Raw genomic sequence first — 16,895 nt, 5'->3', positions numbered from 1 at the left:
ATCCGCCTTGCTGCCAACGTTCGCTTGGCGAAGGTTTGATGTTTGTGTTAAAGTGTTTTAGTGCGCATTAAGATTGAACTTTTGAATTGGGAAAGCTATTGAGTTACAGCAATCAAACCTTTTGCTAAGCTTATGTTAGCGGTTCGGCTATCTTATCTATATGAGATAACATTAATTAATTTCTATATCTAATTGTCTCCCTTCAACTGAAGCTTTCTTGTCCATGCCTGACCCTACAACAGCTCCAATTGCCAAACCAATAGGCAACATTGCCATATTGCCTATACTTAGGCCAAAAACTGTTCCAATTGGTAATCCAAATGTGGCCATTCCATTAGCCAACCAAAGCTTTGAATAGTGTTTCTTAGGAGTAATTTTCAGTTGCTTTTCAACCAGTGTTATTACTTTCTTCTGCTTTTGTTTAACTAATTTGATTAATTCATTACCTGTCTTATTCGTAGTATTTATTTCTCTTATATCTTGATTAATCCGTTCAGTAATATCAACAGGTAATTGCTTCTTATTTAATTCTTTTAGAAGATTACCAAATTGAATATAAATTTTAGTTGATTCTATATTTTGAGAAATGTATTGTCTTTCTTTTAGTTCGATTATGTTCATCGGGGTCTGGTTTTTCTAGCTTATCGCAAAATTCTGCTTTAGCTAATTTATATTTTAACATTTCTGCTTCTCCAGCCTATGTTTTTCTGCAAGGCGAGAAGAGCGGTTTTTCATTTTTATAATATAATAATTAGACCTAACGTCTCTGCCAAACAGCTGGCGAGGCCGTCGCTCCAAGCCTTGCGTTTAGGTTTAGTTAAGCAAAGATGTTTTTCTTTTTTTTAAATATTTTATTGTTAAACATTATTGAAAAAAAAGTGGCTGCTGTTATTAATAATCTTCCATAATATTCCAATAGATACTAATAGGGCTCTATTTATCTTAGCTTTTAAACAGAATAAATTGTCAGAACTGACCGTAGCTATCCGCCGCATCTCATGAGCAGCTAAAACCTCTTGCTGAGCCTCGTCTTTTTGTTCTGGTGTTGAACATGACCAAAAGCATGCGATGAAAAGCAAGGTTGCCAGAACCATAGTTTTACGAGTTCTAAATTTTTCACTGAAAATATTTTTCGAGTTATATTCATGTTTGTTTTTTTGATGTTGGATTAAAACACCCTTCTAAACTAATCATGTCAAATTTGCATCATCTGTCTTGCATCCATCCGACCGCCATAAACTTCCTGGCGGGCAAAGGCCGTATTAAATTCAGCCCAATCCAATGCTGTAAATCTGATATTGGCAGCTCCCATATTTTCCTTCAGGTGAGTACTGTTGGTAGTGCCGGGAATGGGAACAATAAAAGCTTTTTGGGCCATTAACCTGGCGAGGGCAACCTGTGCCGGAGTTGCGCCCCGTTTAACACCAAACGTTCTTAATAGCTCGATAACTGGTTGGTTGTTCTGCATAACGATAGGCGAAAACCGGCGGAATGTGGCCCGAAGATTATTTTTCGAGTCCCAGCTTGCCTGCACATTTATGTCCATTGTACCGGGAAGAAAGCCTTGCCCCAAAGGGCCCCAAGGTACAAAGCCGATACCAGTTCCTCACAGGCTTGTAGTACGCCGTTGGTTTCTACACTGCGCTCAATAAGAAAGTATTCGGTTTGAATGGCGAAAACCTGTTGCACGGCATGGGCCCGGCGAATGGTATTAGCGCCTGGCTCGGATAGTCCAAAGTGCAGAACCTAACCAGCTTTTATCAAATCCTGTATGGTGCCTGCAACGTCCTCAATGGGTACGGTAAAGTTTACACGATGCTGGTAATATAAGTCTATGCGGTCACTCTTCAGGCATTTGAGGGATAGCTCGACGACCATGGATGCGGCCTGGTCTGCTGTCCAAGCCATTTGTACCGTCAATCTTGAAGCCAAATTTGGTAGCTAATTCAACCTTATTGCGAAAAGGTGCAAGATCCTCGCCGACTTACTCCTCATTGACATAGGGCCCGTAAACTTCAGCTGTGTCGAAAAAGGTTACGCCTTGTTCGTAGGCATTCCGTATCATACGAAGTCCAGAAGCTTTGTCCAGCCCAGGGCCGTAGTGTCCCCCACTAAGGGTCATGTTCCCGAAGCCGAGAGAAGAGACCTCCAGTTTTCCAAGCTTGCGGGTTGTTATATTAGTTATATTAGGCTGTGCCTGAGCAAACATCCGTAATGGATTAATAAGGATTAATCCTGCACCCGCCATGGCCGTTTGTTGAATGAATTTCCTTCTGGATGATTGATTATTCTCTTGGTTAAACATGATTGAGTAGTTTTTACTATTTTCGATTTCACTTACCCCAATAGGAATTATTGTAAGGCAAACGTAACCGTTACATTCCCAGTGCCTAATGCTGTAGTTAGCCCGGCTATTTCATCTATCCGCCCAATTCTGGTATAACTATAAGAGGTAGAAAATGATTTGTAAAATAGCACCAGGGTTCTAGACCCATATAGCATTAAATCGCCGGTTTGAATGGTACCAGGATTGGCGGCGTTGGTCGGCAAACCATTAGCAAAATCAAAATATTTCTCGTTGCTATTCAGGTCGCGCATATTTATAGATAAAGGCAACAAAGCTTTAAAAGCCGTGGCGGTGGCATTATTGTTAAGCGTGGCGGTAAAGGTGCTGGTGCCAATTGTTATCTTTATCTTACTTCCGGTCGGGTTAGCGTTATTGTTTTCATTGATATTCTCCGTATCTGAGTTGCTGGGAGCAGTGGTTTCTTTTTTACAAGAAGCACAACTGGCCGAAATGAGCAAAAGCGAGAAAATAATTATAAATGAAAATTTCATGATTTTAAGCTTTAAATGACCTAGTATTATACTTTGCGTTAGGGTAAGCTTTGTCCGAAACCGGGTGCCGGTATTTCTCTGGCTAATATTCTACCCGCGACTGTTGTAGCGCATCATATCGGTCACCAACCACCCCAATTTTCTGGATTTTGTTTTCAATCTCCTTTATTTCTGCAGCGGTAAAGGAGAAGTCGGCAGCTCTTAAATCTTCTTCTAAATGCGAAAGTTTGGTGGTGCCGGGTAAAGGAACAATGAAAGGGTATTTTGCCAGCATCCAGGCCAGGCAAATCTGCGAGGAAGTCATACCTCTGGTTTTGCCAAACTCATTCAGCGCCTCCACAATCCGGAGATTTGCTTTAATCGCTTCCGGCTGAAACCGGGGCCAGGCACCCCGAATATCATTTGTTTTTAGATCGGAATATTCGGTTAAATTTCCACCTAATAAACCGCGGCATAGCGGGCTGTAGGCTACAAATCCAATTTCCAATTCCTGTAAAGTAGAAAAGATGAAATCTTCAGGAAGCCGGGTCATGAAAGAATATTCACTTTGCACCGCTGTAACCGGGCAGATGGCGTGAGCCCTTCTGATAGTTTCCGCCTTCGCTTCACTAAGACCAAAGTGTAGCACCTTGCCTGCTTTGATAAGATTTTTTACAGTGCCGGCAACATCTTCTATGGGCACGTTGGGATCAACCCGGTGCTGGTATAAAAGGTCAATACGGTCGGTCCTGAGGCGCTTTAGTGATTGTTCCACAACTTTCCGGATGTTTTCCGGTCTGCTATCCAAACCACCGGTACCCCCTATTTTAAATCCAAACTTGGTAGAAATGGCCACTTTGTTTCGGATGGGGGCAAGCGCTTCTCCGACCAATTCTTCGTTAACATACGGCCCATAAACTTCAGCCGTATCGAAAAAGTCACAGCCCCGTTCCGCCGCCTCCCGAATCAATTTAACCATGCTTTTATAATCAGGGTGGACACCCCGGCCGGTGTGCATGCCCATGCAGCCCAACTGAATAGCTGAAACCACCAGCGGATTTTTCTTTGATCCTAGAGAGCGCTTCTTCGTCAGGATGGTGCCAAAACTTTTTTTATTTTTTGTTTCCTGTGAAGCAGCCGCCGCATAACTGGTAACGGGTCCCCCAGCTATGGCTCCTATTCCCAGCAACGTTGCGGCCTTGAAAAAGTCGCGACGTAAGATGGTACCTGGATTCTTATCTTCCGATTGATTATTATATTTATTATTCATTGCTGATTAATTGTTCAAAAAAAAGTGTTATGGGCAATTAGGCTTTTGTTTATTAGAAGTAATAATTAAACTACTGCCTTAAAATCTATTTTGAATTGCTGTATTCGGCATCCGTAACCGGGTGCAGCCACTGCACAATGCCTTTTTCGGTATTAGGTAAAATATAGAGTTGCTGCATGCCCGTATCGGGGCTAGCACCGTGCCAATGCATCACATTAGGCGGACACTTGATGACATCGCCTTTTTTAATGGTTTGCCGGGGCTGCCCTTTTAGCTGATGGTAACCCACCCCATCGGTAATAACCAGAATTTGCCCGGCCGGATGGATATGCCAGTTGCTACGGGCTCCCGGCTCAAAATATACATTACCCATCAGGGTATTGTACACGATGTCGTTCGGAACCAGGCTATAGTTCCAGGCTTTGCCAGTAAAGTTTTGGGCCGGTCCTAATTCCCCTTTTGGGAAAATGGCATTTGTTTTAGAAGAAGCGGCTTGCTTATTTGTCTGGGCCGCACAACCAGTACCAAACAAGATGATGAAAGCAAAAGCGGCTATTATGGAATATTTCATCAGGCTAAATATTAAGGGTGAAAAATAAAGTTACTTACCGAACCACTGCTGCCTTCACCGTTTCCGTTGATTTAACTTGTTTCAGATTTTCGTTGAAGAAAGCAGTTAGTTTATCAAAAGGGATGATATTTACCCGGTCGTACAAATCAACGTGGTCGGCTTTGGGTACAATCACTAATTGCTTTGGCCCGGATGCTATTTTGTAAACATCTTCCGAATAATAACGCGAGTGGGCATTTTCTCCTGCAATCAGCATTATTGGACGAGGCGCAATCAGCTCCATGTTGGCGGCCATCGGAAAATTAAAGAAGGCCATAGGGGTAGTAGCCGTCCAGGCGGTGGTAGAGTTGATAGACCTGGGGTGGAAACCACGAGGTGTCCGGTAATAATCGAAGAAAGCTGCTAAAACCGGATCCGGACTTTTGGGTAGAGTTTCCGGAAGTACCCGCGTTCCTTTTACCAGATTACCGTTTTTGTCAAACGGAACTTCGTGTAAGCCTAAGGCAGATTTGCCATTCGCTGCATCGGTCCAACGCTGCTGACTCAGGTAATCAATCACTTTTTGGCGCTGTTCCGGGGTATAACTATCCTGATGACTGCGGCTCATGCTCCGTGACATATCATACATGGAAGCCGTAGCTACCGCTTTAATCCGGGTATCACTGGTGGCCGCCGTAAGGGCCATCCCGCTCAAACCACAAATGCCAATTGCACCAATGCGGTTCCGGTCAACAGTAGGTAGTAAGCCAATATAGTCTACCGCAGCGCTAAAGTCTTCGGTAAAAATATCGGGTGAGGCAACATTACGGACTTCTCCGCCACTTTCGCCAGTAAAGGACGGGTCGAAGGCCAGCGATATAAATCCTCGGGCAGCCATTTCATTCGCATACAAGCCGGAAGATTGCTCTTTCACTGCACCAAACGGGCCACTCAGTACCAGCGCGGGAAGTTTTTGATTGGTGCTATTTTTAGGCGTATACAAATCACCCTTCAGTGTAATGCCATAACGGTTTATAAAGGTTACTTCCTGGCGGGTAACTTTATCGCTTAATACAAAGGTATAATGGTCGATTTTACTTATCTCTGCTTTTTTCTTTGTCGATTTTTCACTTGCTTTAGTTTGGGCAAAAGTCTGTCCCAAAATCATTAGGTATGTAAGAACTATTAAGGTTATCTTTTTCATGTTTTTTAATTTTAATTAGTCCGGAGTATTAGGCCGAACGGTCAATAATTATTCAATCGATTTAATATATTTGGCAGGCACTCCGCCAACAATGGTATTATCCGGCACATCTTTCGAAACCACTGCCCCGGCAGCCACAACCGAATTTTCGCCAATGGTTACACCCGGTAAAATGGTAGCATTGGCACCAATCCAGGCGTTCTTTTTTATGTTAATCTTTCCCACCGAGAGGGTTTGCCTATCGTTTATAGAAACTGGGTGGCCTTCAGTCAACAGGCTTACTTTGGGAGCAATCATGACATTATCTTCAATAGTAATGCCCCCTAAATCCAAAAAAGTACAATCGAAATTGATAAATACATTTTTGCCGATTTTGGTATTCCTGCCATAATTAATTTGGAATGGTGGGAAAATGGTGGTAGTCGCATCAACTTTAAAAGCCATTATTTGGCTCAATAGCTTTCTGATTTCAATGGCATCCGGTTCGTTGTTCAACTGAATGAGCAGCTTCCGGGTGTCATTACACGCCTCCACAATTTTAAAATATTCCGAATCGCTAAATGGAACTGCTTCGCCATTTAACAATCTTTGAAAAATTCCTGGTTCTTCCGTTTTCATATTCCTCTAACGTTCTGGATGGCAAATTTATCCATTATAAATGCGCTATTTATTACACTTTTCACGCATATAATGTCAAATATTTCTTATAATTGTTAAAGTTAGATTTAAGGAAATGGAAAAAGTAAAAGAGGATAGCATTATCTTGCTCCAGGCCCGTGGGCAAATTGACTTACCGGAAGATTTTCTCGAACGGTATCATACCCATATCTACTGCCACGGCGGAAGTATTAACTTTCTTTTTAATGACCGGCCTTATAACTGTAACGCCGGCGAATTTGTTTTTTGGTTTGCCGATAGCAAGCTGGCTGATCTGACCTTCACGAAGAAAATTAAAGCAACTATTTTATTGGTAGAGAAGGATTTCCTCTTTGCAAATATCCCGGACCAGAGCAGGAGCATTGATGTGGTATTGCACTCCAAAGAAAACCCAATATTGCACTTGCATGATAAAAGCGACAAGCAAAAAGTGCTTTCTAATTTTCAACTCCTGTACGAAAAATTCAGAGAGACAGGTCACCGTTTTTATTCTGAGGTGTTGAAGTTGCAAATGCAATTATTTATTCTGGAAATGTGGCACACGTTTGCCAATGAATATGAACATCGGAAACGAACTTTGGAAAGTGGGTCGCTTTATGAGCGGTTTATGCAATTGGTACAGGAACATTGTATGAAAGAGCGCGAGGTGCAATTTTACGCCAGTCGGCTTCATATTACAGCCAAGTATTTAAATTATGTATGTAAACAAAATACCGGTATTACCGCCTCGGAATGGATACAGCGGTACGCCCGGGAAAGAATAATTATTCTCCTGCAAAACAAAAAACTGAACATTTCCGAGATTGCCGATGAAATGAATTTTTCCAGCCGATCGTTTTTCACGCGTTATGTACGGAAGGTTCTGGGCGTTTCGCCAAAGGAATATAGGCAGCGAATGGTGGATTAATAAAGGATGAAACGCATTGGAAAACTGATATTATAATCTTAGGACTTTTTCATATTAAAAGACTAATTATAGTGGACCAAAATACATTTATCAATCTTGAATAGTAAAGTATTATAAGCTTAGTATTCCTTCCTTACCAAAGGATAAACCGAGCTAAAATTGCAGGTAGAATAATAAGGTTTTTGATGCGATAAAATTTCTTAAGAAACGGTAGTATCTGGAAAGGGTCGTGGTCAATCTAATTCAAGGTTTGACTATTTATCTCTGTCATAATTTCTGCAAATAACCTGGTAGATTTTAATCGGTCATCCTGGTGGTACATGGCGTTTACAGCAATTAGTTCGTTTACACGTGTTTGGTCCAGGAATGCTTCTATTTGTTTTTTAACAGTTTGCTTACTGCCAACAAATGAATACTTCAGCATTTGGTTAACTGCAGGATGTTGAAAGACCTCTTTTAACTCTTCCGTCATTTTGGTTGGTGGGTTTAAAGGATGTCTGGCTCCGGTTAATACCCCAACAAACATCTTTATTAAACTGGTGAATTGTGCTTCAGCTTCCTCATCAGAATCAGCAATATATATATTCACCCCAGCCATGGTATAGGGTTGGTTTAAAACTTGTGAAGGCTGAAATTCCTGATGATAGATTCTTAATGCTTCAAGTAAATGCGTGGAGGCAAAGTGGCTGGCAAAAGCATAGGGTAATCCCTTTTTGGCCGCAAGGTGGGCACTGTCAGTACTTGAACCTAAAATGTATAACGGCACATCTGCGCCTTCTGCAACGTTTGCCCGTACACTGGAATTTTTGTTCTCTAAAGAAAAATACTTCTGAATTTTAGCCACTTCATTGGGAAACGATTGTGCCGCCTGCATAAAATCTGACCGGATGGCCTGTGCAGTTCCCTGGTCTGTGCCGGGCGCTCTTCCAAGACCTAAATCAATGCGTTTTGGGTATAAATGTGCCAGGGTTCCAAACTGCTCGGCTACTATTAAAGGAGAATGGTTGGGAAGCATAATGCCACCAGAGCCTACCCTGATGGTTGTGGTGTTTTCTGCTACGTACCCAATAAGTATGGAGGTGGCACTGCTACCAATATTATCTGAATTATGATGTTCTGCAAACCAAATACGTTTATAATTACAAGCTTCCGCTTCTTTTGCTAATGCCAAAGAATTATTCAAGGTTTCTTTTATTGTTTCCCCTTGCGAAACAATGGCGAGTTCTAAAATAGAATAAGCTATATTTTGTTTATCCACTATTTGTAAAGTTTAAAAGTCAAAGGTATTGTACCTTTTATGTTCCCCTACAAACTACGTAAGGCTTTACACCATTGATGCCTATTTAACTTCTGAAGGCATTACAAGCAGTAAAAACTAAAGAAACGAAACAATAAAATCTGTATCTCTATTTTAAATTTGTAGCAGAAACCGAACAGTTTAAGGCAACAAATTCTTCATGAGGAGGCATTGTTTTATAACTCATTATTTTGGTTTTCATATAATCCCTTTTGGCAGGGGCTTTCCCTTTTTCTAAATCAGCAAGCCGACAAAGCAAATAATGCCCCAATATGGCGTGAAATTGCGTAGCGATATATTTTAGCGGAGCCGGATTTAATCAAACTTGTTTCCGCCTGGCATACCGACCTGGACTTATTACGCCCGATAGAACTGATGACCAACATGTTCAAGAGCCGTAAGTTAGAATTTAGGTTTACCAGAGCCCGGAAGATTCATTTTATGAGCAGTTACGAGCAGAACTATTATTACCTTAAAAATTTGTTATATGCAGGCTTTTAGGCTTTTAGGCTTTTATCTTAAACTTGTTTGATAATTATACAGGTATTCCAGGTAAAAATTGTTTTAATTAATTGTTTAGCATCCATAAATATATGCCGTTGGTCCACCCAAAGCCATCCTGATTGGGGTATTCTCCTCCTCCGGCGGGCAAATCAATGTCTACAACATTGTATTTTTCCATCATTTTGCCAGTTTCTTTAAAAACTTTATCATTAAGGGCTATCCACCTATTTTTCAATTCTCCTGCTGTCTCATAAAAATTATAGTTGTGGAGGCCCTTATAAGTTAGGTATTGCAATGGAGCCCAACCATTAGGGGTGTCCCACTGCTGTCCACTCTCGTGGAGAGAAGAAACTACGCCCCCCTTTTTTAAAAAGCTTTTTGTAACATGTTCGTGCACATGATTTGCTTGTATGTCAGTGGCTATCTTGAAGAATAATGGAAATATTCCTGCCAACGATAATACAGTCGTGGATTTGTTCAAGGCTGAATCATAATCCATGAAAAACTTTTTATCACTATTCCAAAAATATTTAATTATGGCATTTTTTCGTTTCTCTGCCTTTTGAAGAAAATATTTAGAAGGATCTGTAAAGGAACTTTGGTTATAAGCTTCTGATAACGTTCGTTCAAGTTCGTATAGCAGGCAATTTAGATCTACAGGTATGATTTCGGTGGTATGAATGGTTTCCATATGGTTAACATCCCTAAACCATCGGCAAGAAAAGTCCCAGCCAGATTCACAAGCTGCCCTTATGTGTCTGTAAAATGTTCCAGGCGCCACACCAAAAGGCGCGGAGTAATGGGCCATTTGTACATCTTCATGGTAAGACTCAGGCCGAGGGGCAGCAAGATCATCCCAGTAACGGTTTAGTATGCTGCCGTCTGGAAGTAATACTACTCTACGAAAAGAAGTTTCCCTGTCGGAAAGGCGAAAGTACCCGTCCATCCAATAATTATATTCTTTTTGCATATGCGGAAGGTATTTGGCAAAGACTTCCGGTCCATCTATTTCAGCAAGGATTTTTATCATCAAAGCAAAAAAAGGAGGCTGGGATCGGGTAAGGTAGTAACTACGGTTTGCGTTTGGAATATGGCCATACGCATCAATCAGATAAGCGAAATTATCAATCATATCTCTTATCAGTTCATACTTTCCTGCCGTTTGTAAACCCAGCATCGTAAAGTAGCTGTCCCAATAATATAGTCCTCTGAACCGGCCTCCAGGAACAATATATGATTTGGGAACCGGCAACATAGAGCAATTTGGTTGGGATTGCCTCGTTAACAAGGGCCAAAGCAGATCTATATGCTCCGTAGCCGGTAAAGATTGGTTACTTGTATAACCAGTAGTTATAGGCTCCGGAATCTGAAAATACGCTGAGACAAAATTAAAAAGGTTAAAATCCTCCTGGTGCTTTTCAATTTCATATAAACTTAGAATTTCTTCTGGAGATCGTATTGGGTAACAGTCTGCAAAAGTTATAGAATCAGGAAAAACATGATTCATCTGAACATCGTGGAATAGCGGTCCAAATAATTGATCAGGAGGTAAAATGGCCGGAACTACACTGTAAATCTGTGGGGGTTCAATAAATCGCATTTCATTCTGTTTTTCATCTTTCACGCAATTCTGACTTTTTAGTTGAAATTTTTTGTTTTTAAAAGCTTCTAACATTGTATATGCTTCTCCATTAAAGGCAATGTTTTGGAAGAGAAAAAACCTTATTTAGCAGTATACTTAAGTGAAAGAAAGATTTCTTATGCCCGAAAAATAATGATGACTCTCCTGTAGTTTAAGGGTATTAGAAATGAAGGTTACATCAGCCAAGAACATAGGCTTATAGTTATTTTTGGGAGCGGTTTCCTGAAAACCTTTATTATCTTTTTCAGATTCTACAAACGAAGCAATAATAGTAAAGGAACACATTCAATCTCACTTCGTTAACTTCCCTTCCAATTATTTATATAGCCGGGAGGCAATATTCTACGTTAGCATTACAGCGAAACCTTTACAACATTTAGTCATCTATGATGAAGAAAACCACCAACTTTAGTGTTACCGAAAGTAAAAAAGAATATCAAGTCGCTGAAGAATTTGCTAATCCGCTTCCCCGCACGGTCTTAAGGCCCAATACTTATTTATTATTGGATGGTGAGTGGCAATTTGCTTATGATATTGATGATAAAGGGCTAAGCGAGAAATGGTACGAAAATTTTGAGTACGAATATACTGCTTTATGGCCTGGTTCAGTTGAAATGCATATAGCGGAGGCACTTGGTCAAAAGCAGGCCTTTACCTGGCAAGATAAAGTAGTGGTGTGGTATGAACGGACCTTTCCCTGCCCTATTCTGGAAGAAGGGCTGCCGCCTTCTATGTTTCAGATTACTTTCGGTGCTTGCGGTTATGAAACGCAGGTTTGGTTAAATGGCCGCTTATTACAAACCATTGAAGGAGAAACGGTACACTATGGCAGCCATACCTCTTTTTCTTATGAATTGCAGGAGTCCGACCTGGCACCTGAAAACCGTTTAACAGTTCGGATTGGGGGAACTATGGACGCCGAGATACCAAGGGGTAAGCAGGCTTCTCATGTATATAAACGCGGGGGAATTTGGTACCAGACAAACACCGGAGCAGTTCGCAGCGTCTGGCTCGAAACAATTGAGCGAAATCGGCTTCGGTCCCGGCTTGGGGTGGTAAGTGAGGTGGAAGATTATTTGGTGCGATTTAATGTTACCACGCGGATTCATGATGCAGGTCATTATATCATCAGGCTTCAGGTGTATGAAAAAGATAACAGCTCTAATGTGCCACTGGCAGCTTCCGATTTTCCGTTATATTTAGAAGTAGGGCAAAAACAACAGCGACTGGTAGTTGAGGTGCCCGGCTCCCAACTGTGGTCACCGGAATCGCCTAAACTTTACCACCTTGTAGCCCTCCTGATAGATGAACAAGGAAACGAATCCGAGATTCAGGCACATTTTGGCATCCGCAAAATTGAAGCGCGCGGCAGATTTATTTACCTGAATAACAAAAAGATATATTTGGATGGGATTTTGTATCAACCAGGCACCGCTACCTTCGAAGAAATGCAGAAGCACATGTACGCCATGAAAGAATTAGGGTGTAATATGGTTCGTGTACATATCGCTGGAATCGATCCCCGCATTTATAACCTGGCAGATGAAATGGGAATGCTGCTTTGGGTGGAAGTGCCAAGTCCGCATTCTTCTACTCCGCTAAGCCGGGAAAATCATCGCATTGAGCTGTTGCGGATGTTGGCCTTAATAGAAACAAATCCTTCAGTAGTTATTTGGAGCTTATATAATGAAAGTTGGGGAGCCCTTGATATTGGAGAGAATCAGGAAACCCGGAAATATATTGTAGAAATGTACCACTACATGCGGATTCATCATCCCCAATTTTTGGTAATAGATAATGATGGATGGCAACATATTTCTTCTGAAGGTAAAATAAAATCTGATCTGTTAACAGCTCATTTATATACGCCAGACCTTCCTTTCTGGAAAGATTTGCTGGATCGGTTAACCAATGGAGAGATGATTGGAGTCGCTGCCTATCCCCTGGTGGTAGGAGATCCTTTTTTTTACCGGAAACAAATACCCTTAGTAGTTAGCGAGTGGGGCGGTTTTGGATTTCCAGATTACGGTGGACCTCAAGATAACGAAGAACGAACAAAGCGGATTAAGGAGTTTAAGGAAGAATTACGCCGCCGACCTATTGCCGGGGACATTTATACCCAGGCTACCAACATAGAAGATGAACGGAATGGCCTTATAGATGGGGAAACCGGGGAGCTGTATGTACCCGCCGGTGTACTTTATTCCAGAGATAAAAACAAAGGAAACGCCAAAGACAGGAAATAAAGAAAAAGGCAGGTTGAATATTCTATTAGTAGTAAGTACTTGTTTTATTAGTAGTAAGTACTTGTTTTTTGGTAATATACTTCATTCACTTATCCCTTTTGGAAAAATATACTAATTGGATTTTTTAGAATAATCTGATCTGCCAAATTTATATTTACACTTTAGTAGAAACCGTACTACCAACAGGGAAGTATATTAATTAAAATTCCTTAAACTACTAATGCCAAATATTCTTAAAGCAGTAAGTATCAGGTACCTGATATACATATTTTCCTGTTTTAATTTTCTGTTTTTATTTTTGGGGATCCCAACCAAAGCGCAATTACTTACACCGCCTACCGATTCTGCTGAGGTGGTTGTGCCGTCCTGGCCCGAGGATTCCCTGGGCAGGCGCACGCCCCGGGGTACCGTAGCAGGATTTATTAAAGCTGTAGCCAATGAAAATTATTCCCGCGCGGCCCATTACCTGAAGCTGGATTCCACCTTACGGGAAAACCAAGATGGGACCAAACTGGCCCAGCTGCTGCAACGCTTACTGGACAAGAGCGGACACCTGTTGCCTCATGCCCTGTTAAGTAATAATTCGGAAGGAGCTCAGGATGATAACCTGGGGCCTAATCTGGACCGGATAGGAACTGCAACCATCAACGGCGAGACCTTTCATCTAATACTGGAAAAAACTACCAGCCCGGATGGTGGCCCCATCTGGCAGTTTTCTTCCCAGACGGTACAAAGGATACCCACACAGCTGGACGTAGAAACCAATGTTCCTTATGTAAACGAACTGGTACCGGATGTATTAAAAGAAAATAAATGGGGAGGTGTGCCCGCAGGCCATTGGCTGGCAATACTGGTGCTCATGTTTACTGCCTACATCGTGTCTTGGTTTTTAACTAATTTGCTGCTTGGAGCAGTACCTTTGGTCTGGCCCAGAGCCAAAACAGAACCAACGGCCGGCATTGTAAAAGCATTTGGCTTACCTCTCAGGATTTGTCTTATTGTTTGGATTTTGGTCGCCGCCAGCCAGCAGGTAGGTATTTCTATTATTATCCGACAGCAGTTTAGCCAGGTTACCTTTTTAGTTTTTGTAGTGGCCATTCTGCTCCTGCTCTGGCGATTAACCGATGCCATTACCCGCTTTACCGAGCGCCGGCTTACCCACCGGAATAACATGGCCGGGGTATCGGCCGTGTTATTTTTAGGACGGGGTGCTAAAACTGCTTTAATTATTATTGGAGCCATCACCATTCTGGGTTCACTGGGCTTTGATGTAACCACTGGTATTGCTGCTCTGGGAATTGGTGGTTTGGCCTTGGCGTTGGGAGCTCAGAAAACAATAGAAAATTTTGTAGGCAGTGTTACCCTTATTGCTGATCAGCCAGTACGGGTAGGCGATTATTGCAAAGTAGGTAACACAGTAGGTACAGTAGAGCAGATTGGGATGCGCTCTACCCGCATCCGTACATTGGAACGCACCATTGTAACCATACCCAATGGTGAATTTTCTTCTCTCCAAATAGAAAACTTTGCCCACCGGGATAAATTTTGGTTTCATCCTAAGTTAACATTACGCTTCGAAACCACTCCTGATCAGATCCGATTTCTATTGATAGAACTTCGCTCAATTTTATATGCCCATCCGCAGGTAGATCCCGATCCGGCCCGAATCCGGTTTACAGGCTTCGGCCCCGACGCCCTAAATATTGAAGTATTTGCCTACGTGAAAGCTATAGATTTTAACCAGTTTTTGGAAATACAGGAAGATTTATACCTGCGTATGATGGAAGCTGTCGAAAAAAGTGGAACCAGATTGGCTTTTCCGTCTCAAACGCTTTACCTGGCTAAAGACAAAGGTGTATCGGAGGAAAAGACTAATAATGCGGAAGAACAGGTCCGCCAATGGCGCGAAGCCGGAGAATTGGGTTTGCCTAACTTTTCCCCAGATCAGATCAATAAATTGCATAATACAATCCCTTATCCGCCCGAAGGCTCTGCTTCTAAATAAGAAGCAGAGCATTGATACTTTTTAAACCTAAAATTACTTTTAAAGATTCTGTTAATGAACCGTTAAGAAATATTGTGTTTTGCAAGAAGTCTTTAATGGTTGGATCACCGACTGTACCTTAAAAAAAACAGTTAGCCCATTTAATGGAAAACCCCACCTGGCACCCGGTTCCTTAGCTCTTCCCAGCTTGGTTGATAAACTTTTGGTAATTTGCTTCAGATTCAAAATAAAGGACACTACCATTATTCATGGTTGGATTTAAGGTAATAAAAGCTGATGATTTATCTACTTCCTTTCCAGTTAAAGGATCAGTTGCAACCCGTACCTGGTGCTCGTTCTGAATTGTTTTTACGCACATCTGGCAACAGCCGTAATATAACTTATCCTCAAAATTAACCGGAAACTGTTTCTTGCCCATATAAGCGTTATTTACCATGCAAACCAATTCTTTTGGCAAAGCTTGGCCCGGCTGGAAAAGAGCTGCTTCAGCTGAGGATCCGGGTTTTTCTTCTACCTTATGCAAATCCGGACTGTGGTTATTAGCCGGCTGTTCGGTGGCTAAATTTACTTCAGCAGCAGGCTGTTTGCTGTTATTTTCTGATGAACAGGATGCCAGACCTACCAAAAAAGCTACTTGAAAGATGAATGTTTTGATTATCATAGATTTATAAATTCAATAATAAAAATGCTTTATGATTTGAAAAGTACTTAAGCTTTAGCCAGTGCAAAATAGCCTAAAACAAACTTTTAAAGCAATTTAATAATTTAAAAGAAGGCTTATTTCATCCTCTCCTACAACATACTTATTAGATAAAAAATTTTAAAACAAAGTATAATTTTTAATCTTCAACTTAAACAGTAGTTTCCTGAAAAAACTAAAATATTCTATTCCCCAGCACCCAGGACAATTTAAAAATAAGACAAAATTTCTCTATTCTAAATGCTCCTCAAATACTATTTATTATGGTAATTCACTATTCAAAAACCAGTTTTAAAATAATTTAGGGAGTATGTTTCACCTCTAAGAATATTTTTTTCCTAGTTATCATTGTATCTGCCTGACGGCTTTTTAACTATTTTTAACTATTATTTATTCCTTTAATTGATATTATTTAATTAGCTTTTAATCAGCACTCTATTAAACATAAATTACTTTACTTGTTTTATAGGCTTTTCGTACCTGATAAAAATATTTATCCAAATAGCTCGAGATAATCGAAAAATAATAGGAAGGAAACCTACAACAACCGAAATGACCACTCCCGCCATTAAGGGCAATGTTATTTCCTCAACGAAAAGACTTAACAGAAATAGAGAAATTAAAAATATTCCGACATTAAAGGCAAAGCTAACATACATGGCTCCATAGTAAAATCCTGGTTCTTGCTCTAAATTTTGTTGGCAGTTGGGGCAGGTTTCATGCATATCGGCAAAGCTGGTGGTATACAAAGTTTCTTCCGGAAACATATTTCCCTCACGGCATTTTGGGCACTTAACATGTAAAATCCCATATAAAAATGATCTGGTCCGATTCATGCGTGTTTAATTTATATTTTAAAACAAAATTACTTTACCGAAGCTTCTACTTTGCAGGACAAATTCTCCAAATTACTGGACTTTTAAGCAGGTAGAAATACCTGGTAGTTTACAGTTATTAATGTTTTAGATGGAATCAAAAAAGTTTACCACCTCATTCAGGTCCTTCCAGCAAAATGAGATTAAATTTACAGTTACTTTGCTAAGGTCTGAATAGGCTAAAAAACAGCTAAAACAATTTTTTTCCTAGAAATAGCATT

18 protein-coding genes are annotated in these 16,895 nt (G+C 40.9%); 3 read left to right on the top strand and 15 right to left on the bottom strand.

The window, feature by feature from the left end; translation table 11 throughout:
* Positions 1–171: 171 nt before the first annotated feature.
* The 10 genes from ADHAQ_RS0120020 to ADHAQ_RS0119970 form a co-directional block, all read right to left on the bottom strand.
* The gene (locus ADHAQ_RS0120020; protein ID WP_026464447.1) at positions 172–621 is read right to left on the bottom strand and encodes a hypothetical protein; all 450 of its coding nucleotides are present in this window, start codon (positions 619–621) and stop codon (positions 172–174) included.
* Positions 622–1,195: 574 nt separating this feature from the next.
* The gene (locus ADHAQ_RS28740; RefSeq protein WP_026464446.1) at positions 1,196–1,546 is read right to left on the bottom strand and encodes an aldo/keto reductase; all 351 of its coding nucleotides are present in this window, start codon (positions 1,544–1,546) and stop codon (positions 1,196–1,198) included.
* Positions 1,537–1,689: a hypothetical protein gene (locus ADHAQ_RS28735; RefSeq protein WP_245590644.1), complete on the bottom strand. Its 153-nt coding sequence runs from the start codon at positions 1,687–1,689 to the stop codon at positions 1,537–1,539. The genes ADHAQ_RS28740 and ADHAQ_RS28735 overlap by 10 nt, the downstream gene beginning before the upstream one ends.
* A 57-nt stretch (positions 1,690–1,746) precedes the next feature.
* Positions 1,747–1,908, bottom strand: a complete 162-nt coding sequence (locus ADHAQ_RS28915) for an aldo/keto reductase (protein ID WP_281172374.1) — start codon at positions 1,906–1,908, stop codon at positions 1,747–1,749.
* Positions 1,909–1,984: 76 nt separating this feature from the next.
* Positions 1,985–2,305: an aldo/keto reductase gene (locus ADHAQ_RS28910; RefSeq protein ID WP_026464445.1), complete on the bottom strand. Its 321-nt coding sequence runs from the start codon at positions 2,303–2,305 to the stop codon at positions 1,985–1,987.
* Between the two features lie 47 nt (positions 2,306–2,352).
* Positions 2,353–2,838, bottom strand: coding sequence for a cyclophilin-like fold protein (locus ADHAQ_RS0119990; protein ID WP_026464444.1), 486 nt, complete (start codon positions 2,836–2,838; stop codon positions 2,353–2,355).
* An 82-nt stretch (positions 2,839–2,920) separates the two neighbouring features.
* On the bottom strand, positions 2,921–4,087 hold the full coding sequence (locus ADHAQ_RS0119985; protein ID WP_071781136.1) for an aldo/keto reductase: 1,167 nt from the start codon (positions 4,085–4,087) through the stop codon (positions 2,921–2,923).
* Between the two features lie 85 nt (positions 4,088–4,172).
* On the bottom strand, positions 4,173–4,658 hold the full coding sequence (locus ADHAQ_RS0119980) for a cupin domain-containing protein (protein WP_026464442.1): 486 nt from the start codon (positions 4,656–4,658) through the stop codon (positions 4,173–4,175).
* 34 nt (positions 4,659–4,692) lie between these two features.
* Positions 4,693–5,841, bottom strand: coding sequence for an alpha/beta hydrolase (locus ADHAQ_RS26450; protein WP_051360053.1), 1,149 nt, complete (start codon positions 5,839–5,841; stop codon positions 4,693–4,695).
* Positions 5,842–5,889: 48 nt separating this feature from the next.
* Positions 5,890–6,459, bottom strand: a complete 570-nt coding sequence (locus ADHAQ_RS0119970; protein WP_026464441.1) for a sugar O-acetyltransferase — start codon at positions 6,457–6,459, stop codon at positions 5,890–5,892.
* Positions 6,460–6,574: 115 nt separating this feature from the next.
* Here ADHAQ_RS0119970 and ADHAQ_RS0119965 point away from each other — a divergent pair, with 115 nt between their 5' ends.
* Positions 6,575–7,405, top strand: a complete 831-nt coding sequence (locus ADHAQ_RS0119965) for an AraC family transcriptional regulator (RefSeq protein WP_026464440.1) — start codon at positions 6,575–6,577, stop codon at positions 7,403–7,405.
* A 238-nt stretch (positions 7,406–7,643) separates the two neighbouring features.
* On the opposite strand, the gene ADHAQ_RS0119960 is transcribed toward ADHAQ_RS0119965, so the two are convergent.
* The 3 genes from ADHAQ_RS0119960 to ADHAQ_RS28415 form a co-directional block, all read right to left on the bottom strand.
* On the bottom strand, positions 7,644–8,663 hold the full coding sequence (locus ADHAQ_RS0119960; protein ID WP_026464439.1) for an LLM class flavin-dependent oxidoreductase: 1,020 nt from the start codon (positions 8,661–8,663) through the stop codon (positions 7,644–7,646).
* A 607-nt stretch (positions 8,664–9,270) separates the two neighbouring features.
* Positions 9,271–10,830, bottom strand: a complete 1,560-nt coding sequence (gene treF, locus ADHAQ_RS0119950; protein WP_281172373.1) for an alpha,alpha-trehalase TreF — start codon at positions 10,828–10,830, stop codon at positions 9,271–9,273.
* Positions 10,831–10,944: 114 nt separating this feature from the next.
* A complete protein-coding gene (locus ADHAQ_RS28415) occupies positions 10,945–11,133 on the bottom strand; it encodes a hypothetical protein (RefSeq protein ID WP_026464437.1) in 189 nt (62 codons plus the stop codon).
* 101 nt (positions 11,134–11,234) lie between these two features.
* Between ADHAQ_RS28415 and ADHAQ_RS0119940 the strand changes: the two genes are divergently transcribed.
* The gene (locus tag ADHAQ_RS0119940) at positions 11,235–13,094 is read left to right on the top strand and encodes a glycoside hydrolase family 2 (RefSeq protein WP_026464436.1); all 1,860 of its coding nucleotides are present in this window, start codon (positions 11,235–11,237) and stop codon (positions 13,092–13,094) included.
* A gap of 220 nt (positions 13,095–13,314) precedes the next feature.
* The gene (locus ADHAQ_RS0119935; RefSeq protein WP_051360052.1) at positions 13,315–15,099 is read left to right on the top strand and encodes a mechanosensitive ion channel family protein; all 1,785 of its coding nucleotides are present in this window, start codon (positions 13,315–13,317) and stop codon (positions 15,097–15,099) included.
* Positions 15,100–15,271: 172 nt separating this feature from the next.
* Here the strand turns inward: ADHAQ_RS0119935 and ADHAQ_RS0119930 are convergent, their stop codons facing one another.
* Positions 15,272–15,760 carry a hypothetical protein gene (locus tag ADHAQ_RS0119930; protein WP_051360051.1) on the bottom strand — a complete coding sequence of 163 codons (489 nt, stop codon included), beginning with the start codon at positions 15,758–15,760 and terminating at the stop codon, positions 15,272–15,274.
* A 488-nt stretch (positions 15,761–16,248) separates the two neighbouring features.
* Complete coding sequence (locus ADHAQ_RS0119925) at positions 16,249–16,635, bottom strand: DUF983 domain-containing protein (RefSeq protein ID WP_026464433.1); 387 nt, start codon at positions 16,633–16,635, stop codon at positions 16,249–16,251.
* Positions 16,636–16,895: the final 260 nt, after the last annotated feature.

Origin of the sequence: Adhaeribacter aquaticus DSM 16391, assembly GCF_000473365.1 — a bacterium.
Classification (GTDB): Bacteria; Bacteroidota; Bacteroidia; order Cytophagales; family Hymenobacteraceae; genus Adhaeribacter; species Adhaeribacter aquaticus.
Note: the sequence above shows the minus strand (reverse complement) of the source record. Positions and strands in the feature narration are given on the sequence as shown.

Bases quoted from the DNA above. Each gene is read 5' to 3' on its own strand.
- ADHAQ_RS0120020 (WP_026464447.1), bottom strand. From the start codon at position 621: ATGAACATAATCGAACTAAAAGAAAGACAATACATTTCTCAAAATATA.
- ADHAQ_RS28740 (WP_026464446.1), bottom strand. From the start codon at position 1,546: ATGGACATAAATGTGCAGGCAAGCTGGGACTCGAAAAATAATCTTCGG.
- ADHAQ_RS28915 (WP_281172374.1), bottom strand. From the start codon at position 1,908: ATGGCTTGGACAGCAGACCAGGCCGCATCCATGGTCGTCGAGCTATCC.
- ADHAQ_RS28910 (WP_026464445.1), bottom strand. From the start codon at position 2,305: ATGTTTAACCAAGAGAATAATCAATCATCCAGAAGGAAATTCATTCAA.
- ADHAQ_RS0119990 (WP_026464444.1), bottom strand. From the start codon at position 2,838: ATGAAATTTTCATTTATAATTATTTTCTCGCTTTTGCTCATTTCGGCC.
- ADHAQ_RS0119985 (WP_071781136.1), bottom strand. From the start codon at position 4,087: ATGAATAATAAATATAATAATCAATCGGAAGATAAGAATCCAGGTACC.
- ADHAQ_RS0119980 (WP_026464442.1), bottom strand. From the start codon at position 4,658: ATGAAATATTCCATAATAGCCGCTTTTGCTTTCATCATCTTGTTTGGT.
- ADHAQ_RS26450 (WP_051360053.1), bottom strand. From the start codon at position 5,841: ATGAAAAAGATAACCTTAATAGTTCTTACATACCTAATGATTTTGGGA.
- ADHAQ_RS0119970 (WP_026464441.1), bottom strand. From the start codon at position 6,459: ATGAAAACGGAAGAACCAGGAATTTTTCAAAGATTGTTAAATGGCGAA.
- ADHAQ_RS0119965 (WP_026464440.1), top strand. From the start codon at position 6,575: ATGGAAAAAGTAAAAGAGGATAGCATTATCTTGCTCCAGGCCCGTGGG.
- ADHAQ_RS28415 (WP_026464437.1), bottom strand. From the start codon at position 11,133: ATGTGTTCCTTTACTATTATTGCTTCGTTTGTAGAATCTGAAAAAGAT.
- ADHAQ_RS0119940 (WP_026464436.1), top strand. From the start codon at position 11,235: ATGATGAAGAAAACCACCAACTTTAGTGTTACCGAAAGTAAAAAAGAA.
- ADHAQ_RS0119935 (WP_051360052.1), top strand. From the start codon at position 13,315: ATGCCAAATATTCTTAAAGCAGTAAGTATCAGGTACCTGATATACATA.
- ADHAQ_RS0119930 (WP_051360051.1), bottom strand. From the start codon at position 15,760: ATGATAATCAAAACATTCATCTTTCAAGTAGCTTTTTTGGTAGGTCTG.
- ADHAQ_RS0119925 (WP_026464433.1), bottom strand. From the start codon at position 16,635: ATGAATCGGACCAGATCATTTTTATATGGGATTTTACATGTTAAGTGC.